Source organism: Streptomyces sp. NPDC058459, assembly GCF_042721685.1.
GTDB lineage: Bacteria > Actinomycetota > Actinomycetes > Streptomycetales > Streptomycetaceae > Streptomyces.
In genome coordinates this window covers 1-20,082 of sequence record NZ_JBHXLV010000052.1, presented here as the reverse complement: position 1 = coordinate 20,082, position 20,082 = coordinate 1, and the positions used below count along the sequence as shown (strand labels likewise).

15 protein-coding genes are annotated in these 20,082 nt (G+C 73.8%); 9 read left to right on the top strand and 6 right to left on the bottom strand.

Annotation, left to right across the window (positions count from 1 at the left end; all coding sequences use genetic code 11):
• Nucleotides 1–158 precede the first annotated feature (158 nt).
• From ACFWN1_RS12965 to ACFWN1_RS12940, 6 genes are all read left to right on the top strand, one after another.
• The gene (locus ACFWN1_RS12965) at nt 159–923 is read left to right on the top strand and encodes an IclR family transcriptional regulator (protein WP_384360577.1); all 765 of its coding nucleotides are present in this window, start codon (nt 159–161) and stop codon (nt 921–923) included.
• A 244-nt stretch (nt 924–1,167) separates the two neighbouring features.
• Entirely contained in the window at nt 1,168–1,959 is a 792-nt protein-coding gene (locus tag ACFWN1_RS12960; RefSeq protein WP_384360575.1) for an MIP/aquaporin family protein, read from the top strand.
• A 97-nt stretch (nt 1,960–2,056) separates the two neighbouring features.
• Nucleotides 2,057–3,595, top strand: a complete 1,539-nt coding sequence (gene glpK, locus ACFWN1_RS12955) for a glycerol kinase GlpK (RefSeq protein WP_384360573.1) — start codon at nt 2,057–2,059, stop codon at nt 3,593–3,595.
• Nucleotides 3,596–3,647: 52 nt separating this feature from the next.
• A complete protein-coding gene (locus ACFWN1_RS12950) occupies nt 3,648–5,267 on the top strand; it encodes an FAD-dependent oxidoreductase (protein WP_384360571.1) in 1,620 nt (539 codons plus the stop codon).
• Between the two features lie 243 nt (nt 5,268–5,510).
• Nucleotides 5,511–8,474, top strand: coding sequence for a hypothetical protein (locus ACFWN1_RS12945; protein WP_384360569.1), 2,964 nt, complete (start codon nt 5,511–5,513; stop codon nt 8,472–8,474).
• A gap of 94 nt (nt 8,475–8,568) precedes the next feature.
• Nucleotides 8,569–9,561, top strand: coding sequence for a PAC2 family protein (locus ACFWN1_RS12940; RefSeq protein WP_384360567.1), 993 nt, complete (start codon nt 8,569–8,571; stop codon nt 9,559–9,561).
• Between the two features lie 65 nt (nt 9,562–9,626).
• Here ACFWN1_RS12940 and mshC read toward each other — a convergent pair whose 3' ends face one another.
• The 4 genes from mshC to ACFWN1_RS12920 all read right to left on the bottom strand — a co-directional run bounded on the left by mshC (nt 9,627) and on the right by ACFWN1_RS12920 (nt 13,162).
• On the bottom strand, nt 9,627–10,856 hold the full coding sequence (gene mshC / locus ACFWN1_RS12935; protein ID WP_384360565.1) for a cysteine--1-D-myo-inosityl 2-amino-2-deoxy-alpha-D-glucopyranoside ligase: 1,230 nt from the start codon (nt 10,854–10,856) through the stop codon (nt 9,627–9,629).
• A 111-nt stretch (nt 10,857–10,967) separates the two neighbouring features.
• Nucleotides 10,968–11,816, bottom strand: a complete 849-nt coding sequence (locus tag ACFWN1_RS12930; protein ID WP_384360563.1) for an SCO1664 family protein — start codon at nt 11,814–11,816, stop codon at nt 10,968–10,970.
• On the bottom strand, nt 11,780–12,370 hold the full coding sequence (locus tag ACFWN1_RS12925) for a DUF3090 domain-containing protein (protein ID WP_384360561.1): 591 nt from the start codon (nt 12,368–12,370) through the stop codon (nt 11,780–11,782). The genes ACFWN1_RS12930 and ACFWN1_RS12925 overlap by 37 nt, the downstream gene beginning before the upstream one ends.
• Nucleotides 12,371–12,475: 105 nt before the next feature.
• Complete coding sequence (locus ACFWN1_RS12920; RefSeq protein ID WP_384360559.1) at nt 12,476–13,162, bottom strand: histidine phosphatase family protein; 687 nt, start codon at nt 13,160–13,162, stop codon at nt 12,476–12,478.
• A gap of 98 nt (nt 13,163–13,260) precedes the next feature.
• On the opposite strand from ACFWN1_RS12920, the gene corA reads away from it, so the two are divergent.
• Complete coding sequence (gene corA / locus ACFWN1_RS12915; RefSeq protein WP_384360557.1) at nt 13,261–14,259, top strand: magnesium/cobalt transporter CorA; 999 nt, start codon at nt 13,261–13,263, stop codon at nt 14,257–14,259.
• A 1-nt stretch (nt 14,260) separates the two neighbouring features.
• On the opposite strand, the gene ACFWN1_RS12910 is transcribed toward corA, so the two are convergent.
• A complete protein-coding gene (locus ACFWN1_RS12910) occupies nt 14,261–15,049 on the bottom strand; it encodes a ferritin-like domain-containing protein (protein ID WP_384360555.1) in 789 nt (262 codons plus the stop codon).
• Between the two features lie 217 nt (nt 15,050–15,266).
• Entirely contained in the window at nt 15,267–16,322 is a 1,056-nt protein-coding gene (locus tag ACFWN1_RS12905; RefSeq protein WP_384360553.1) for an LLM class F420-dependent oxidoreductase, read from the bottom strand.
• A 158-nt stretch (nt 16,323–16,480) separates the two neighbouring features.
• On the opposite strand from ACFWN1_RS12905, the gene ACFWN1_RS12900 reads away from it, so the two are divergent.
• Entirely contained in the window at nt 16,481–17,464 is a 984-nt protein-coding gene (locus ACFWN1_RS12900; RefSeq protein ID WP_384360551.1) for an aldo/keto reductase, read from the top strand.
• The gene (locus ACFWN1_RS12895; protein ID WP_384360549.1) at nt 17,461–20,040 is read left to right on the top strand and encodes a helix-hairpin-helix domain-containing protein; all 2,580 of its coding nucleotides are present in this window, start codon (nt 17,461–17,463) and stop codon (nt 20,038–20,040) included. Before ACFWN1_RS12900 ends, ACFWN1_RS12895 begins: the two co-directional genes overlap by 4 nt.
• The last annotated feature ends 42 nt before the right edge of the window (nt 20,041–20,082 follow it).

The window sequence follows — 20,082 nt, the reverse complement described above, 5'->3', positions numbered from 1 at the left end:
GGCGCAGTCCGGCCGGGTCGGTGCCGTGGCCGGAAAATGAGGGTTCCGGGGCGGTCCCGCTCATTGGCGGGAAATCGGCGTGGACCGGTAGTGTTCGGCATTGCCGAACGCGGTGGGATGGCTCGGCGGCGGCCGAAGCGGACGGAGGCAGGACGGCGATGGCACGGAACATCCAGTCGCTCGAACGGGCGGCCGCGATGCTGCGGCTGCTCGCGGGCGGTGAGCGGCGGCTCGGCCTCTCCGACATCGCCTCGTCGCTGGGCCTGGCCAAGGGCACCGCGCACGGCATCCTGCGCACCCTCCAGCACGAGGGCTTCGTGGAGCAGGACGAGGCGTCGGGCCGCTATCAGCTGGGCGCGGAGCTGCTGCGCCTGGGCACCACGTACCTGGACGTGCACGAGCTGCGGGCGCGGGCCCTGGTGTGGGCCGACGACCTGGCCCGCTCCAGCGGGGAGAGCGTGTACCTGGGCGTGCTGCACCAGCAGGGCGTGCTGATCGTGCACCACGTCTTCCGCCCGGACGACAGCCGCCAGGTGCTGGAGATCGGGGCGATGCAGCCCCTGCACTCCACGGCGCTGGGCAAGGTGCTCTCCGCCTACGACCCGGTGGCCCACAGCGAGGCGCTGGACTCCCCCCGCAAGGCGTTCACCGACCGTACGGTGTGCGCGCCGGAGGACTTCGAGCAGGTGCTGGACCTCACCCGGGCGCGCGGCTACGCGGCCGACCTGGAGGAGACCTGGGAGGGCGTGGCCTCCCTGGCCGCGCCGATCCACGACCGGCGCCGGATGCCGGTGGGCGCGGTGGGGATCGCCGGCGCGGTCGAGCGGCTGTGCCGGGGCGGCGAACCGCGCCCGGAGCTGGTCGCGGCGGTGCGGGACTGCGCCCGCGCGGTGTCCCGGGACCTGGGCGCGGCCCGCTTCTGAGCACGGCCCTTCCGTACGGCCCCCATCCCGGCTCCGGGGCGGGGGCCGGTCTGCTGTGCCCCCGTCCGCGACGATTCCGGCTTCTGTGTTCTTTTTCGCCCACCGAACCCTTGACGCGTATGTGCGCCGAGGGCGAGACTCCCGTCCATCGGTCGGCATTGTCGAACACCTTTCGGTATTACGCGTTAAGGTTGCGACAGCGCCCAGGGCCGAGTCCCCTGGACGAAGGACAAAGGAGTCTCGGGTGTCCAGCTCCGACATCTTCATCGGCGAGACCATAGGAACCGCCGTACTCATCCTGCTCGGTGGCGGCGTGTGTGCCGCCGTGACGCTGAAGGCGTCCAAGGCGCGCGGCGCCGGATGGCTGGCCATCGCCTTCGGGTGGGGCTTCGCCGTGCTGACGGCCGTCTACACCTCGGCGCCACTCTCCGGCGCGCATCTCAACCCCGCCGTGAGCCTCGCGCTGGCGATCAAGGACCACGACTACGGCGACCTGCCCGTGTACTGGGGCGGCCAGTTGCTGGGCGCGATGATCGGCGCGACGCTGGTCTGGGTGGCGTACCTGGGCCAGTTCCACGCGCACCTGACCGACCGGGAGATCGTCGGCGGGTCCGGCGCGCAGGACACGACGAAGGCGGTCGAGGCCGAGGAGGCGGCAGCCGGTCCGGTGCTGGGCGTCTTCTCCACCGGCCCGGAGATCCGGAACGCGGTGCAGAACCTCCTCACGGAGATCATCGGCACGATCGTGCTGGTGCTGGCGATCCTCACCCAGGGCCTGAACAACGAGGGCAACGGTCTGGGCCCGGTGGGCGCCCTGATCACCGCCCTGGTGGTCGTCTCGATCGGTCTGTCGCTGGGCGGTCCGACCGGATACGCGATCAACCCGGCCCGCGACCTCGGCCCGCGCATCGTGCACGCCCTGCTGCCGCTGCCGAACAAGGGCGGTTCGGACTGGAGCTACGCATGGGTCCCGGTGGTCGGTCCACTGATCGGCGGCGCGATCGCCGCGGGTCTCTACAACGTCGCTTTCGCCTGACGAGTAACGATTTGCGTCAAAAGCACCGATCATTCGAGTAAGCGCCGTACACACCGCAGGCACCGCACCCTCACCTCGGATCTCCCAGGAGCACACAGTGACCGACGCCCACACCGCAGGCCCGTTCATCGCCGCGATCGACCAGGGCACGACCTCCTCGCGCTGCATCGTCTTCGACCGGGACGGCCGCATCGTCTCCGTCGACCAGAAGGAGCACGAGCAGATCTTCCCCAAGCCCGGCTGGGTCGAACACGACGCGAACGAGATCTGGACGAACGTCCAGGAGGTCGTCGCCTCCGCCGTCGACAAGGCCGGCATCACCCGTGACGACATCAAGGCCATCGGCATCACCAACCAGCGCGAGACGACCGTGCTGTGGGACAGGAACACCGGTGAGCCCGTCCACAACGCCATCGTCTGGCAGGACACCCGCACCGACGCCCTCTGCCGGGAACTGGGCCGCAACGTCGGTCAGGACCGCTTCCGCCGCGAGACCGGTCTGCCGCTGGCGTCCTACTTCGCCGGTCCCAAGGCCCGCTGGCTGCTGGACAACGTCGAGGGCCTGCGGGAGCGCGCCGAGGCCGGGGACATCCTCTTCGGCACCATGGACAGCTGGGTCATCTGGAACCTGACCGGCGGCGCGGAGGGCGGGCAGCACGTCACCGACGTGACCAACGCCTCGCGCACCATGCTGATGAACCTGCACACCATGCGGTGGGACAAGAAGATCTGCGAGTCCATCGGTGTGCCCGAGCAGATGCTGCCCGAGATCCGGTCCTCCGCCGAGGTGTACGGCGAGATCACCGGCGGAAGCCTCGGCGACCTGCTCGGCGGCATCCCCGTAGCCTCCGCGCTCGGCGACCAGCAGGCGGCCCTTTTCGGCCAGACCTGCTTCTCCGAGGGCGAGACCAAGTCCACCTACGGCACCGGCACCTTCATGGTGATGAACACCGGCGAGGAGATCATCAACTCCTACGCCGGTCTGCTGACCACCGTCGGCTACAAGATCGGCGAGCAGCCGACGGTGTATGCCCTGGAGGGCTCCATCGCCGTCACCGGCTCGCTGGTGCAGTGGATGCGCGACCAGATGGGCCTCATCTCCACCGCCGCCGAGATCGAGACGCTCGCGCTCTCGGTCGAGGACAACGGCGGCGCCTACTTCGTACCGGCGTTCTCCGGTCTGTTCGCCCCGCACTGGCGCTCCGACGCGCGCGGTGTGATCGCGGGCCTGACCCGGTACGTCACCAAGGCGCACCTCGCGCGCGCCGTCCTGGAGGCCACCGCCTGGCAGACGCGGGAGATCGCGGACGCCATGACGAAGGACTCCGGCGTCGAGCTGACCACGCTCAAGGTGGACGGCGGCATGACCGCGAACAACCTGCTGATGCAGCAGCTCGCGGACGTGCTGGACGCTCCGGTGGTCCGCCCGATGGTCGCCGAGACCACCTGTCTCGGTGCCGCCTACGCCGCCGGTCTCGCCGTCGGCTTCTGGTCCAGCACCGACGAGCTGCGCGCCAACTGGCGCCGGGCCGCCGAATGGACCCCCCGCATGGACGCGGAGACCCGCGACCGTGAGTACAAGAGCTGGCTCAAGGCCGTCGAGCGGACCATGGGCTGGCTCGAGGACGAGAGCTGACCGGACCGGCCCAGCCGCCGGGTCCGGCTCCGACAAGGAGTTAAGTACCGCCATGACCAGTCCCACCACCCTGAAGTCCGTTCCTGCTCTCGGCACACACCCGGCCTACGGCTCCGATCCGAGCCGCGCCGAGACCAGGGAGCAGCTCGCCGGGGCGTCGTACGACCTGCTTGTGATCGGCGGCGGCATCCTGGGTATCTCCACCGCCTGGCACGCCGCGCAGTCCGGGCTCAGGGTGGCGCTGGTCGACGCCGGTGACTTCGCCGGCGCCACCTCCTCCGCCTCCTCCAAGCTGCTCCACGGCGGCCTGCGCTACCTGCAGACCGGCGCGGTGAGGCTGGTCGCGGAGAACCACTTCGAACGGCGTGCGGTCTCCCGCCAGGTGGCCCCCCACCTGGCGAACCCGCTCACCTTCTACCTCCCGGTGTACAAGGGCGGCCCGCACGGCGCGGCCAAGCTCGGCGCGGGCGTCTTCGCCTACTCCGCGCTCTCCGCGTTCGGCGACGGCGTCGGGCATCTGCTCTCGCCGTCGAAGGCCGCGCAGGACGTGCCCGAGCTGCGCACCGACAACCTGAAGGCCGTGGCCGTGTACGGCGACGACCAGATGAACGACGCCCGTATGGCGCTGATGACGGTCCGCGCGGCCGTCGACGCGGGTGCGGTCGTCCTGAACCACGCCGAGGTCACCGGGCTGCGCACCACGCGCGGCCGGGTCACCGGGGCCGAGCTGAAGGACCGGTTCACCGGCGAGGAGTTCGGGGTGAACGCCCGCCTGGTGCTGAACGCCACCGGACCGTGGGTGGACCACCTGCGCCGGATGGAGGACCCGCACGCGGCCCCCTCGATCCGCCTGTCCAAGGGCGCGCACCTGGTCCTGAAGCGCACCGCCCCCTGGAAGGCGGCGCTGGCCACCCCGATAGACAAGTACCGCATCACGTTCGCCCTGCCCTGGGAGGACATGCTGCTGCTCGGCACCACCGACGAGGTGTACGAGGGCGACCCCGCGGATGTGTCCGTCACCGAGTCGGACATCTCCCAGATCCTGGACGAGGCAGCGTTCTCCGTCCGCGACCAGCAGCTCCAGCGGGACCTCATCGCCTACTCCTTCGCCGGGCTGCGGGTGCTGCCGGGCGGCCCCGGCGACACGTCGAAGGCCAAGCGGGAGACGGTGGTCACCGAGGGTCCGGGCGGGATGCTGTCGGTGGCCGGCGGCAAGTGGACCACGTTCCGGCACATCGGGCGGACCGTGCTGAGGAAGCTGGAGGAGCTGCCGGGCCGGCCGCTCGGAGACGACTTCGAGCCGGTCTCCGAGCTGCCCAAGCGGCTGCCGCTGCCGGGTGTCGCCAACCCGCGCGCGGTCGAACACCGGCTGCTGGTGGACCACCCGGCGCCCGGCCCCCGCATGAGCGCCGACACCGCCCGCCACCTGGCCACGCACTACGGCTCGCTGGCCTTCGACATCGCCCGGCTGGCCAACGAGCACCCGGAGCTGGCCGAGCGGGTCCACCCCGACGCCCCGGAGATCTGGGCGCAGGTCGTCTGGGCCCGCGACCGCGAGTGGGCCGAGACGACGGACGACGTGCTGCGCCGCCGCACCACGCTGACCATCCGCGGCCTGGCAACGGACGAGGTGCGCGCCAAGGTGCGCGAGATCCTGGAGGGCAAGCGGTAGCCAGGTGGTCGGGCCAGGTGGCCAGGCCCGCTCAGGGGCGGTTCCGTACCGGTGCGACCGGTGGAACCGCCCCTGGCGCGTACCCGCACCTCCGTATGCCCCCCGAACACTTCCGCGCGCTCCCTCGAACGTGTTTCGAAGCGGGCGTTCCATGGCCGCTCTGCGACTAAAACGGATCTTTCCGACAACGGTGGGTCCGGCAGCGGCGGAGTGGGGCGAGGCCCTGGTGCGGGGAGCGGTCATATGCGAGGCGGATGGCACAGGGCGCGGACGCGGCGGCGCCTCGGCCTCGGCGCGAGCGGTGCCGCGCTCGCCGCCCTCGCGGCGGTCCTGCGGTTCTGGTGGCTGGACATGGCGGTCGCGGGGGTCCTGATCTCCGCGATCGGCGCGTTCGTGTCGGTGGTGGCCCTGGTGGCCGACATCCTGCGCGGCGACGGGGACCCGCCGCGTTCGGCGGCCGAGGACCGGCGGCGGGCCGCGGACGCGCTGGCCGAGGCCGTCCGGGACCAGTGGGCGGCGGAGGCCCGGTTCCGGCGGCTGCGGGACCCCATGCCGATCGAGGTGGGCTGGGCACCGGCCGACCCGCGGCTGGCGGACCATCCGGAGAACGTCCGCCGCGCCCAGCCGCTGCCCGCCCCGCGCGACGCGGGGGTGGCGCTCGTGCCCGGCTCCTCCCCCCTGCCCCCGGGGCGCCGGCTGGTGGTGCTGGGAGGCCCGGGGTCCGGCAAGAGCGTGCTGGCGCTGCGCTTCGTCCTCGGCCGGCTGGCCGTCCGTCCCCCGGGCGGGCCGGTCCCGGTGATCGTCCCGCTGGCCGGGTGGGACCCCTGGCGTACGGGGCTGCGCGACTGGCTGGCCGAGCGGCTGGCCGCCGACTACCCCCCGCTGGCCGCCCCCGACGGGCGGCGCACCCTGGCCCGCGCCCTGCTGGACTCGGGGCTCGTCATGCCGGTACTGGACGGCTTCGACGAGCTGGCCCGCCCCGGCTGGGCACAGGCCGTACGGCGGGTCAACGCCGAGCTGGACGACGATCTGCCGCTGCTGCTCACCAGCCGTGAGGAGGCGTGGGCGACGGCGGTGGCCGAGGGTGACGTGCTCACCGCCGCCGAGGTGGTCCGGCTGCGGCCGCTGGACCTGGCGCAGGCCGGGTCCCACCTGGAGCGCACCGCCCGGCCGATGCCGACGGCGGACGGCGGGCGGGCCACGGTGTGGACGCCCGTACTGCGGGAGCTGGGCGAGCGGCCCGGGTCGGCTCCGGCGCGGGCGCTCACCACGCCCCTGATGGTCTCGCTGGCCCGCGCGGTCTACGGCGACACCTCCGGTGACCCCTCCGAGCTGCTGGACGTCAAGCGCTTCCCCACGGTGGCATCGGTGGAGGAGCACCTGCTCGGGGCGTTCGTACCGGCCGCGTTCGCCGGTGCCGGGCCGCGTGCCACCTCCGACGCGGAGCGCCGGCTCACCGTGCTGGCGCGGGCGTTGCGGCACCGCGACACGGGGCGGCTCGCCTGGTGGGAGCTGGAGTCGATGCTGCCCACCGCGCTCCGGGTGTACACGCCGGGGCTGCTTGCGCTGGCCGTGCAGGCGCTGCTGGTGCTCCCGGTGATGGTGGCGCGGGTGGCGGGCGGGCAGGCCGGTCCGGAGGACGTCGTCTCGGTGGGCGCGACGCTGTTCGGGCAGACCCTGGGGTTCGCGTTCGGCGCCGCCTGTCTGCTGCCGCGGGACGGGGGCCCGCCGGGCAGACGGTTCATTCTGCGCCAGACGCTGCTGACCGCGCTGGTGAGCGGCCTGCTGTGGGCGGCGTTCGCCTGCGCCGACGATCTGCGGTTCGGCTTCCGCTACGGCACGCTGACCGACGGCTGGCTGCCGGATCTGCTCGGCGGCTGCCTGTTCTCGCTGCTGTTCACCCTGTTCTTCGGCATCGCCGGGCTCCCCCGCCGCCCGGTGCCGCTCGGACTGCCCTGGAGCGGTGCGGCGGGCCGGGCGGTGGCGCGGGTGCTGGGCGCGACCGTGCTGGTGGGCGGGGCGGTGTCGGCGGGCTCGGTGCTGCTGGACTCCTCGCGCGACCCGTGGACCGCGCTGATCGGCACCACCTGCGTGGCCGCGGGGACGGCGCTCCTGGTGAGCGGCACCCATCGGCAGGACGGCCCTCATCCGCACCGCGCGGGCCGGGTCGGCCGGCGCTTCGCGGCCGGTGCGGTACGGGGCACGGCGGCCGCCCTGCTGATCGGGATCACCGCCTGCACGGCCGCCGGGCTGGCGGCGGTCGGGGTGACGGTGCTGAAGTCGGGGGCCGCGCAGGACCTGGCGGGCCGGCGGATCGACGGCTGGCGGTTCGCCGTACGGGACGGGGCGCGGACGGCGGTCACCTCGCGGCCGCTGCGCGGGATGATGCTGATCCCCGGTGACGGCGCGCGGCCCATCGCCTACCCGGGCGACGCGGAGCCGCCCGACTGCGCGATCCCGCTCGTGAAGGACCGCACCTGCCGTCCCTTCACGTCCTGGCGGACGGTGTTCGAGTCGCGGGAGGGGGTCGTCGTGGTGCGGCTGGCGCTCGCCGAGGGCGCGACCGAGGTGTACCCGGCGAATCTGCGGTCCGTGCTGCCCGCGCCCGCCCGTGGCTGGCTCACCCAGGGTCCGGCCGCGGGACTGCTGATGCGCTGTCTGCCGCCGTTCGTGGCCGGCGGGGTGCTGGTCGGGCTGGTGGGCGGATGCGTGTGCGGGGTCTACCGGGCGCTGAGCGTGCCGTCGGACATCATGCGGGCGACGGGCCCGGGTTCGTCGCTGCGTACGGACCGCACGGCGTCGTTCACCCGGGCCGGGGTGGTGGCGCTGCTGGTGGGGCTGGTCTGTGTGCCGGTGATGACGCTGCCCGGCGACTGGGGCGGCCTCGCGCATGTCGGGACGCGGCTGTGGCTGCCGCTGGGGGCCGCCGCGCTGGCGCTGAGCGCCTGGGGGAGGTTCGCGGTGGCCCGGGTGTGGCTGGCGGCGACCGGGCGGCTGCCGTGGCGGCTGATGGCGTTCCTGGAGGACGCCCACCGGCGGGGTGTGCTGCGCAGGTCGGGCGCGTGCTTCGAGTTCCGGCACCTGCGGCTCCAGTCCCACCTGGCGGGCGGCGGTGCGGCGGGGACGCGGGGCCGGGGTACCCCGGTGGACGGCGTCCGGGAGCAGGCCGCGCTGCGGGGTGTTCCGGGCCGGGGTTCGGGGCAGTGATCCGTTCAGCCCCGTGCGAGGGGGCTGCTGGGGCTCCTGTCGGACGCCGTAAGGTTGGGTGGTCAGGCGAGAGCACGTCGGAAGGAGGCACTGGGTGATCGAGCTGGAGGGTGTTCCCGAGCTGATCGACCCAGTCATGGTGGCCGCGTTCGAGGGCTGGAACGATGCCGGTGACGCCGCCTCCACGGCGGTCGCGCACCTGGAGCGCGAGTGGAAGGGCGAGGTGTTCGCGGCGCTGGACGCCGAGGACTACTACGACTTCCAGGTGAACCGCCCCACGGTCTTCATGGAGGGCGGCGTACGCAAGATCACCTGGCCGACGACCCGGCTGTCGGTGGTCCGCGTCGGCGGGGACAAGCCCCGTGACCTGGTGCTGGTGCGCGGTATCGAGCCGTCGATGCGCTGGCGCTCCTTCTGCAACGAGCTGCTGGGCTTCGCCCATGAGCTGGGCGTGGAGCTGGTGGTGATCCTGGGCGCGCTGCTCGGCGACACCCCGCACACCCGTCCGGTGCCGGTCAGCGGGGTCACCTCGGACGCCGACCTGGCCCGCCGGATGAACCTGGAGGAGACCAGGTACGAGGGCCCGACGGGCATCGTCGGGGTGCTCCAGGAGGCGTGCGCGCATGCCGGGGTGCCCGCGGTGTCGCTGTGGGCGGCGGTGCCGCACTACGTCTCCCAGCCGCCCAACCCGAAGGCCACGCTGGCGCTGCTGAACCGTCTTGAGGACCTGCTGGACCTGCGCGTACCGCAGGGCGAGCTGTCCGAGGACGCGCGTGCCTGGCAGACCGGCGTGGACCAGCTGGCCTCGGAGGACAGCGAGGTCGCGGAGTACGTGCAGACGCTGGAGGAGGCCCGGGACACCGCCGAGCTGCCGGAGGCGTCCGGCGAGGCCATCGCGCGCGAGTTCGAGCGGTATCTGCGGCGCCGGGACGTCGGCGGTCCGGGCGGGCACGCCACGGCGGACGGCTCGGACAGCGGGCCCTACCGCCGGGACGCGCCGAGCGGCCGCACCCGCCCGCCGAGGCCCCCGAAGCCGGAGACGCCCGGCGCGTCCGAGGGCGACGAGACGGACGGCTCGGAGGACTGAGCCGGTGGACGGACGAAGTGGGGCGGTACCCGGCCGGGTACCGCCCCGCTTCGCTGTGCGCGGCGCTACAGAGCCACGCCGAGCAGCGCGTCCACGGTGCGGCTGACCACGCCGGGGGCGCCCGTGTCGGTGCCGCCCTCGTTCTCCTGGCGGGCCGCCCAGCGGTCCACGGCCGCGAGCGCGGCGGGCGCGTCCAGGTCGTTCGCCAGGGCCTCGCGGACCTCCTCGACCAGCGCGTCGGCGGACGGGCCGTCCGGGCGGGAGACGGCGGCGCGCCAGCGGCCGAGCCGGTCCACGGCGTCCCGGAGCACCTGGGCGGTCCACTCCCAGTCCGCGCGGTAGTGGTGGGAGTGCAGGGCGAGCCGGATGGCGGCCGGGTCGACGCCGTCGCGGCGCAGCGTGGAGACGAAGACGAGGTTGCCCTTGGACTTGGACATCTTCTCGCCGTCCAGGCCGACCATGCCCGCGTGGACGTACGCCTTGGCCATGGGGAACTCGCCGGTGAGCACCTGGGCGTGGGAGGCGCCCATCTCGTGGTGCGGGAAGGCGAGGTCGGAGCCGCCGCCCTGTACGTCGAAGCTCATGCCGAGGTGGTCCAGGGCGATGGCGACGCACTCGATGTGCCAGCCGGGGCGGCCCCGGCCGAGGGTGCCGCCGTCCCAGCTGGGCTCGCCCTCACGGGCCGCCAGCCACAGCATCGGGTCGAGCGGGTTCTTCTTGCCCGGCCGGTCCGGGTCGCCGCCCCGCTCGGCGGACAGCACGCGCATGGCCGCCGCGTCCAGGTTGGAGACCTGGCCGAAGTGCGGGTCGGCGTCGACGGAGAAGTAGATGTCGCCGTCGAGGTCGTAGGCCGCGCCGAGGTCCCGCAGCCGCTCCACCAGCGGGATGATGCCGGGTATGGCCTCGACGGCGCCTATGTAGTGCCGGGGCGGCAGCATCCTGAGGGCGGTCATGTCCTCGCGGAACAGGGTGGTCTCCCGCTCGGCGAGCGCGGTCCAGTCGACGCCGTCGCGCGTGGCGCGCTCCAGCAGCGGGTCGTCGACGTCGGTGACGTTCTGGACGTAGTGGACCTGCCGCTCGGTGTCGAGCCACACGCGCTGGACGAGGTCGAACGCGTTGTAGGTCGCCGCGTGACCCATGTGGGTCGCGTCGTACGGCGTGATGCCGCAGACGTAGATCCGGGCGACGGGACCGGGGTCGAGGGTGACCGGACCATCGGTCGCGGTGTCGTGAATCCTCAGGTCGCGGCCCTGACCAGGCAGGGCGGGGACCTCGGAAGCGGGCCAGGCATGCATGTACATGAGCGTAACCGGCCATGAGCTGGGGCTACGAACCGGATCGCGCCGCAGGCGGCCGGATGGCCGGATGGGCGCTCTTGCGCGCAGCGCCCGGTTGTGCCCCTCGGGTCAGACCGGCGGCCAGGGGATGGCGGGCCAGTCGCCGGTGGGTTCGGGGTGGCGGCCGGTGGCGAGGAGGTCGTCGACGCGGGCGCGGGTCGCGTCGATCTCGGCCGGGGTGAGCAGCGGGGCCAGCTTCGCGGCCAGGCCGCCGCCGCCCGCCGCGAGGGCCTCTCGCAGCCCGTCGAGGACCGTGACGGCGTCCTCGGTGAGCGGCTCGCCCGCCCAGCCCCACAGCAGGGTGCGCAGCTTGTTCTCGGCGTGGAAGGAGACGCCGTGGTCGATGCCGTAGAGGCGGCCGGCGGCGGTGGGCAGGAGGTGGCCGCCCTTGCGGTCGGCGTTGTTGATCACGGCGTCGAGGACGGCGAGGCGGCGCAGCCGTTCGTCGTCGGCGTGCACCAGCAGCGCGGTGCGGCCCTCGCCGACCTCGGCGAGACCGATGGCCTTCCAGCCGGGCCCGGCCTCCTCGCCCTCGGCGAGCGCGAGGAGTTCGCCGTCGGCGCTCACCTCGATCCAGAGCTGGCACATGCCCTCGCCGTAGGGCCCCTCGCGCAGTACGGTCGGCGGGATGAGGCCCCAGCCGGTCGCCTCGGACACCTCCCAGGCGGCGGCCTCGCGGCCGGCCAGGGTGCCGTCGGGGAAGTCCCACAGGGGGCGCTCCCCGGCGACGGGCTTGTACACGCAGGAAGCCTCGCGGCCGTCGAGGGCCACGGTGCAGAACAGGGCGGCGTTGGAGGCGTCCCGGATGCGGCCGCGTACGGTCAGCTCGCCGTGGGCGAGCAGTTCGGCGGCGTCCGCGTCGGTTCCCGTGCCGGCGGCGCTCACGCTCCCCGGCGGTATCCGTTCTGGCGCGGACATACGTGTCCTTCCGGGTCGAGCGGGAGGCTGCACAGCGGGCACGGCGGCCGCCCGGCGTTGACTACGTCGAGGGCGCGCTTGGCGAAGGCCCTGGCCTGCGCGCCGGTCAGCCGGACCCGCAGCATCGGGGGCCCGTTCTCCTCGTCCTGGAGGAGGCGTTCCTCGGCCTCGGCCAGGTCCTCGGCGGTCTCGGCGTCCAGCTCCACCAGGGCCTGGGCCTCTACCACCATGCGCTGTTCCTCGCCGTCCCAGGCCAGGGCCATGGTGCCGACGCGGAACTCCTCCTCCACCGGGCTTTCCAGGGGGGCGGTGTCGGCGATCTCGGCGGGGGCGACGGCGGGCACCGCGGCATTGCCGCCGCTGCGGCGTACGACCTCGTCGAGCAGTTCGTCCATGCGCTCGGCCAGCGCGGCGACCTGGGCCTTCTCCAGGGCGACGCTGGTCGCGCGCGGGCCCGAGGTGGCCTGGAGGAAGAACGTACGGCGTCCGGGCAGTCCGACCGTGCCGGCCACGAAGCGGTCCGGCGGGTCGTAGAGGAACACCTGACGGGACACGTCCTGTCTCCATGGGTTTCGGGATCGTTCGAGCGGTTCAAGCGATCGGTGGGGGTGTGCGGGCACGCCTTTCGGCCGACCGCATCACCCTACTGCGGGCGGCGATCACGGTGCGCCCGCACCACCTCCGACCGGTGCGTCGTTGTCCGGGGGCGTCTCGCGGGGGGCGAGGGAGGCGAGGTCGCCGGTCTCGCCCAGGCGGACGAGGTAGGGCCGCAGCCGGGTGTAGCGGATCGCGGTCACGGAGCAGGGCTCCACGGAGACCCGCTGGAAGAGGTCGAGGTGGAGTCCGAGGGCGTCGGCGACGATCGACTTGATGATGTCGCCGTGCGAGCACATCAGGTAGACGGCGTCGGCGCCGTGCTCGCTCTCCACGCGCGCGTTCCAGTCGCGTACGGCCGCGACGGCGCGGGTCTGCATGTCGCGCATGGACTCGCCGCCGGGGAAGGCGGCGGCGGAGGGGTGGCTCTGGACGACCTCCATCAGGGGTTCGTCCTTCAGTTCGGCGAGTTTGCGGCCCGACCAGTCCCCGTAGTGGCACTCGCCGATGCGGTCGTCGGTGTGGGGGCGCAGGCCGGGGCGGGCGTCGAGCAGGGGCCGCACGGTCTCCTGGCAGCGCTGGAGGGGGCTGAGGACGATCTCGCGCAGGGGCAGGCCGTCGAGGCGGCCGGGGAGCGCGGCGGCCTGCCGGGTGCCGCGTTCGTCCAGGGCGACGCCGGGTGTCCAGCCGGCGAGGAGGCCCGCGGTGTTGGCGGTGGAGCGGCCGTGCCTAACGAGGATCAGGGTGGGCATGCGGCCCAGCGTAGACCGGCGCCGCCGGGTGGTGATCCGGGGCGCTCAATCATGGGCCCCGAGTGCGTGCGGGGCAGGACGGCGGGAGAATGCACTCCGTGATCTTCGACTGTGCCATCTACCGTGACGGGCATCGGACCGATTCGTCCGACGACCCCGCGAAGGCCCTGCGGGAGGCCCGCGCGTCGGACGACGCGTTCGTGTGGATCGCGCTGCACGACCCGAGCCCGGCGGTGTTCGACGAGGTCCGCAAGGTGTTCGGGCTGCACCCGCTGGCGGTCGAGGACGCCCTCAAGGCCCACCAGCGCCCCAAGCTGGAGGTGTACGACGACTCGCTGTTCGTGGTGCTGAAGCCGGTGTTCTACGAGTCCTCGCGGGACACGGTGACCACGGGCGAGATCATGCTCTTCCTGGGCGACTCGTTCGTGGTGACGGTGCGGCACGGCGAGTCCTCTGCGCTGCCGGAGGTGCGGCGGCGCCTGGAGGCGGACCCGGACAGGCTGCGGCACGGGCCGACCTCGGTGCTGTACGCGGTCGCGGACGCCACGGTGGACGAGTACCTGGAGGTGGCGACCGAGCTGGGCACCGACCTGGACGAGCTGGAGGCGGAGGTGTTCTCCCCGTCCGACGCCGGGTCGCGGGGCACCGCGTCCAAGATCTACCTGTTCAAACGGCAGGTGCTGGAGTTCCGCCGGGCGACGGTGCCGCTCACGGTGCCGATGGCCCGGCTGGCGGGGATGGGGCAGTCGGCGACCCAGGTGCCGTTCGTGGACGCGTCGGCGCGGCCTTTCTTCCGGGACGTCAACGACCATCTGACCCGGGTCAACGAGTCGGTGGAGGGTCTGGACCGGCTGGTGTCCGACATCCTCTCGGCGCATCTGGCGCAGATGGGCGTGCGCCAGAACGACGACATGCGCAAGATCTCGTCCTGGGCGGCGATGGCCGCGGTACCGACGCTGATCGCGGGGATCTACGGCATGAACTTCGAGCACATGCCGGAGCTGGGCTGGGTGTGGGGCTACCCCGCGGTGGTCGGGATCATGGTGGTGCTGGAGGTTCTGCTGTACCGGAACTTCAAACGCCGCGGCTGGCTCTGACTCACACCGCTTCGGTGGCCCTGGGGGCGGGCCCGCCGAGCGCGTCGCGGCGTCCGGGCATCTCCAGGGTGACCATACGGCGCCAGCCGAAGGCCCGCTCCCACGCGTACAGGGCGTGGATGCCGACCGCGAGCAGCGCGTTCCTGGCGGCCGGCCAGCGCAGGACGCGGCCCATGCGGGCCATGACGGCGAGGCTGACGTCCCGGTGGACCCGTATCTCGGCGAGCGCGCTCTCCCGCAGGACGCGCTGGATGAAGCGGCCGTGTCCGGCGTACGCGAGGCGCAGGAGTTCCTCGTGGCAGTAGGCGAGGTGGGCGTCCTCGTCGTGGGAGATCATCCGCACGGCGCGGCCCACGTCGGGATGGTCCCCGAAGTGCTTGAGGAGCATGCGCATCTGCTCGGAGGCCCGCTGTTCGGTGACGCGGCTGTGGGCGAGGTAGACGACGATGTCGCGTTCGGTCAGCGGACGGTCGGCCTGGAGCCTGTCGTGGGGCAGGCCGATGCCGCGCCGTTCGAGGAGCATCGTGTAGTCGGTGTCGGGCGGGACCTCGACGGGCTTCAGGCCGCGCTTGCGCAGCAGGGCCTGGAAGACGCGGCCGTGCTTGTCCTCGTCGGCGCCGTGCCGGGCGATCCGGGGCGCGAGTCCGCGCGCGCTCTCCGGGGCCAGGGCGGCGATCCTGCCGTTCTCCCAGCCGCCCTGGGACTCGCCGCCGGCGGCGATGGAACAGAAGAGCCGGAAGGACGCGTCGTCGTCGAGGATCTCCTGGAACAGGCTCTTGGCCGAAAGCATCACGGGCCCCTCTCTGCACGATTCCGCGGAGAAGCAGTCAAATCCGGGTCAAGGAGGCGCGCAACAGGAGGACGGCCGCGCTGGGCCGAAGGAGGGACGGTCGGGAGGCGTAACCCCGTCGGGACCGACGCGTTGTTCCCCGTGACGGCCGTGGCGGGGAAGACCCCCGAGCCCCCACCACGGCCGCGAACCCCTCCCCCAGGTCCCCCGGGGCGTCTCAGGCGAGGCCGGCGCGCTCCAGGGCCTCGGCGCCGCCGCGCAGGGCGGCGAGCCGCTCCTCCAGGGTGAAGCCGGCCGGGGCGAGCGTGAGGGTGGTGACGCCGGCCGCGGCGTAGGCCGCCATCCGGTCGGCGATGCGGTCCACCGAGCCGAGCAGGGTGGTCTTGTCGATGAGGTCGTGCGGGACGGCGGCGGCGGCACCGTCCTTGTCTCCGGCCAGGTACTTGTCCTGGATCTCGGCGGCCTCCTTCTCGTACCCCATGCGCTGGGCGAGCCGGTTGTAGAAGTTCTGCTCGCGGCTGCCCATGCCGCCCACGTAGAGCGCGGTGTAGGGGCGGAAGGTGTCGGCGAGCCGGGACACGTCGGCGTCCTCGCCGAGCGCGAGCGGCACGGTGGGGCAGATGTCGAAGCCGTCGAGGGTCCTGCCCGCCTTCTCCCGGCCGGCCCGCAGGTACGTGACGGCGGTGTCCTCCAGATGCTCGGCGGAGGGGAAGATCAGCAGGGCGCCGTCGGCGATCTCGCCGGTCTGCTCCAGGTTCTTGGGGCCGATGGCGGCGATGTAGAGCGGGATGTGCTCGCGCTGCGGGTGCACGGTCAGCTTGAGCGGCTTGCCGGGGCCGCCGGGCAGCGGCAGCGTCCAGTGCTCGCCCTCGTAGGACAGGCGGTCGCGGGTCATCGCCTGGCGGACGATGTCCACGTACTCGCGGGTGCGGGAGAGCGGTTTGTCGAACTTGACGCCGTACCAGCCCTCCGAGACCTGCGGCCCCGAGACGCCGAGGCCGAGGCGGAAGCGCCCGCCGGACAGGGAGTCGAGGGTGGCCGCGGTCATCGCGGTCATGGCGGGCTGGCGGGCCGGGATCTGGAAGATCGCCGAACCGACGTCGATCCGCTCCGTCCGGGCGGCGACCCAGCTGAGCACCGTGGCCGCGTCGGAGCCGTACGCCTCGGCGGCCCAGCAGACGCTGTAGCCGAGGCGGTCGGCCTCCTGCGCCACGGCGAGGTTGTCCCCGTCCATCCCGGCGCCCCAGTAGCCGAGGTTGATCCCGAGCTGCATGACCGATCCCCTTACTCGCAAGTAACGTAGCTGTGGCCGACCTTAGCGACCCCGGGCCGCGCGGCCCACCCCGCCGCGCGCGTTCCGCCGGGCCGCGGCCGGGTCCCGTTGTCCACAGGCAACCCACGGCACCAGCTCTGGCCAGTAATCTCGCGCACATGGAGCAGAGGCATCTCGGCCGTACCGGCCTGCGCGTGTCCCGGATCGGGCTCGGCACCCTCACCTGGGGCCGGGACACCGAGGAGCATGACGCCGCGGACCTGCTGAAGGCGTTCTGGGAAGCGGGCGGCACCCTGGTCGACACGGCGGACGTGTACGGCGACGGTGCCGCCGAGTATCTGCTCGGGCAGCTGACGGACTCCCTGGTGCCCCGCGAGGACCTGGTGATCTCCACCAAGGCGGGCAGCGTACCGGACCCCGAGCGCCGGGCCGACGGCTCCCGGGGTCATCTGCTCGCCGCTCTGGACGCCTCCCTGGAGCGTCTGGGCACCGATCATGTCGACCTGTGGCACATCCACTGCCATGACCCCGACACCCCGCTGGAGGAGACGCTGCAGGCGCTGGACCTGGCCGTGAGCAGCGGGCGCGCGCGGTACGCGGGGGTGTCCAACTTCTGCGGCTGGCAGCTCGCCAAGGCGGCCACCTGGCAGCTGGCCGCGCCGGGCGTCCGTACCCGGCTGGCGGGGACGCAGCTGGAGTACTCCCTGCTCCAGCGGGGCGTCGAGCGCGAGGTGCTCCCCGCCGCACTGGACCTGGGGGTCGGCCTGCTGCCCTCCTCCCCGCTGGGCCGGGGGGTGCTGACGGGGAAGTACCGGGACGGCGTGCCGTCCGACTCGCGCGGCGCCTCCGAGCACATGGCACCGTTCGTCGAGCCGTATCTGGACGACACCGCGAGCCGGATCGTGGACGCGGTGACGACGGCCGCCGACGGGCTCGCCGTCACCCCGCTCCAGGTGGCCCTGGCCTGGGTCCGGGACCGGCCCGGCGTGACCGCCCCCATCGTCGGCGCACGCAACGCGCGGCAGCTCGCGGCGGCGTTGTCGGTGGAGGCGCTTAGTCTTCCTGACGAGATCTGCCGGGCGCTGGACGATGTGTCGGCGCCGCTGCACCGCTATCCCGATCACGACTGGAGCACCCTGTGACCACGGAGCATTCGCCTGTCGGCGACACCGAGGGGAGCGCCTCCGGCGGAGCGCCGGAAGGCGAGACCGGGACCGACGCCGGCCGTGCACCGTCCGCCGGGGCCGCCGGGGCTGCCGGGGCTGCCGGGGCTGCCGGGGGCGGGGACGGCAGGGCTGACGTACCCGCAGGCGGTGGAGAACCCGGTGACCCGACGGCCGGGGCGGCCGGTGGCGGCCGTGACGACGCCGGCGCCTCGGCCGCCCAGGACGCGGACGCACCGGCCGAGGCGGGGGACGGGGACGGCGGTGCCGAAGTAGACGCCGTCGGCAGGACGAGCGAGGCCGGGGACGACGTCGGCGCGTCGGGGCGGGCGGCGCGCGCTGGGGCCGCCAAGGGCGCGGACGCGGTCTCCGGGGCAGAGAGGGGTGCGGCCGAAGCGGGCGCCGATGACGTGGCGGGCGATGGCGGAGCTGCCGAGGCCGGGCACGGTGCGGCCGAAGCGGGCGGCCGTGACGCGGAGGGCGAGGACGGGACTGCCGAAGCCGGGCGCGGTGCGTCGGACCGGGCGCCGTCCGCCGAGGGCGCGGCCGCGCCCTCCGAGGCCGAGGCCGAGTTGGCTGCTCAGCGGCTGGAGCGGGAGCGGATCTCGCGGCGCAAGGCGGAGCGGCAGGGGCCCGTCGAGAGCGGCGGGAAGCTGAGCGGCACGGCGGCTGATCTGCTGGCCGCAGTGCGGGCCGTGGAGAGCGGGGACAAGGCGGTCGCCCCGGCCTTCGTGGAGCCCGCTCCGGCGCCGCGCCGGCCCGCGCCGGAGCCCGAGCGGCGTCCGCAGCCCGTGCGGGTCGCTCCCGCGCCCGGCGCGGAGGCCGTGGGCGCGGTGGGCGCGGTGCTCGCCGAGGGCGGTGCGCCGGAGGCACTGGCGCCCCAGGTGGCGGCCGCGCTGGGGGACGGCGCCGAGGAGGCGCTGCGTGCCGACCCGTGGCAGTTGCTGCGGGTCGCGGGTGTGCGGCCGGAGCAGGCCGACGGTTTCGCTCGGGCCCTGCTGGGCGCGGAGTGCCGTCCGGACGACGAACGGCGCGGGCGCGCACTGACGGTGTGGCTGCTGGAGCAGGCCGCGCTGGCCGGGCACACCGCGCTGGACCTCCCGGCGCTCGTCGAGGCCCTCGGGCAGCGGGCGGTGCCGGACCCGGACGAGGCTGTGCGGAGCGCGCTCGCGGAGGGCGACGCGCTGGTCTTCCAGGACGCCCTGGAGGAGCCCGGAGCCCGGCCGGCGTCCCGTACGACGGATGACGGCGAGGAGGCCGCGGAGGTCCCGGTCCGGGTCCTGGCCGGTCTGGAGCGGTACGCGCTCGCCGAGGAGAGCCTCGCGGACGCGCTGGCCCGGCTGGTCAACTCGCCGTCCGAGGAGGCGGCGGACTCCTGGGAGCCGGCCGTGGCCGCGCTGTCCGGCGGCGCCGCCGAGCTGGCCCGCCAGGTCGCCGGGCACGGCCTGGTGCTGCACACCGGCGGCGAGGCTGCCCGTGCCGAACCGGCCGCGCTGCTCGGCGCCGCCCGCGCGGCGGGGCTGCGCGCGTTCGCGGTCTGCCACACCCCGGACGGCGCCCGGCGCTTCGCCGCCCAGCTGGGCGAGGAGCCCGGCGCGGGTGCGGTGGGCACGGTAGCGGGCCTGCTGTCCGGCGCGTCGGGCCCCGGCAGGGACGCGGAGGGCGCGCTGGACCTCGATCTGCTGATCGTGCTGGACTCGCCCCAACTGGACGTGGAGGGCGCCGCGATGCTGGCCGAGTCGCTGCCGGACCGGGCCCGCCTCGTCCTCAGCGGTGACCCGGCGGTGCTGTGGTCGGCCGGTCCCGGCCGGGTCTTCGCGGACCTGCTCGCCGTGCCCGCCTGCCCGCAGGTCGCCTCCCGGGTGCCCGATCCGGGCCCGCTCGGCGAGCTGGTCTCCGGTATCGGGGTGGGCGAGCTGATCCAGGTCGAGGCGCCCGGCAAGGAGATCGTGATCGTCCCGGTCCGGGACGCGGGCGAGGCGGTGCACCGTGCGGCGCAGCTGGTGGCGGACTCGGTACCGCGCGCGTTCGGGGTCCCGCCGGAGGAGACGGTGGTGATCACTCCGGGGCACGGGGGCGCCGCGGGCACCCGCGCGCTCAACGCGGCTCTGAAGGAGCGGCTGAACCCCGGCCCCGGCCGCTTCGGGGGCTTCGACCCCGGAGACCGGATCGTGTACTCCCCCGCGCCGGGCCGTTCGATGCCGGGCCACGTGGTGGGGGCCGACGCGGAGGGGCTGCGGCTGGAGTGCGCGGGCGCGCCCGTGGTCGTGCCTCGGGAGCTGGTGGAGAGCCGGGTGCGGCACGGCTGGGCGCTGACCGCGCACCAGGCGGTGGGCGGTCGCTGGCCCGCCGCCGTGGTGGTGCTGCCGGGTGACGCGGCAGGGGCGCTGACCAGGCCGTGGGTGTACACCGCGTTCGGCCGGGCGGAGCGGCATCTGTCCGTGGTGCACGGGGTGGAGCAGGCGCTGCCGAAGGCGGTGGCGGAGAGCGTGGCCAGGCCGCGTACGACCCGGCTGCGGACGCTGCTGCGGGTACAGCTCCCTGCGGCGGGCTGAGCCCGGAGACGCGGCGGTGCCCGTACCGGAACCGCCCCGGTA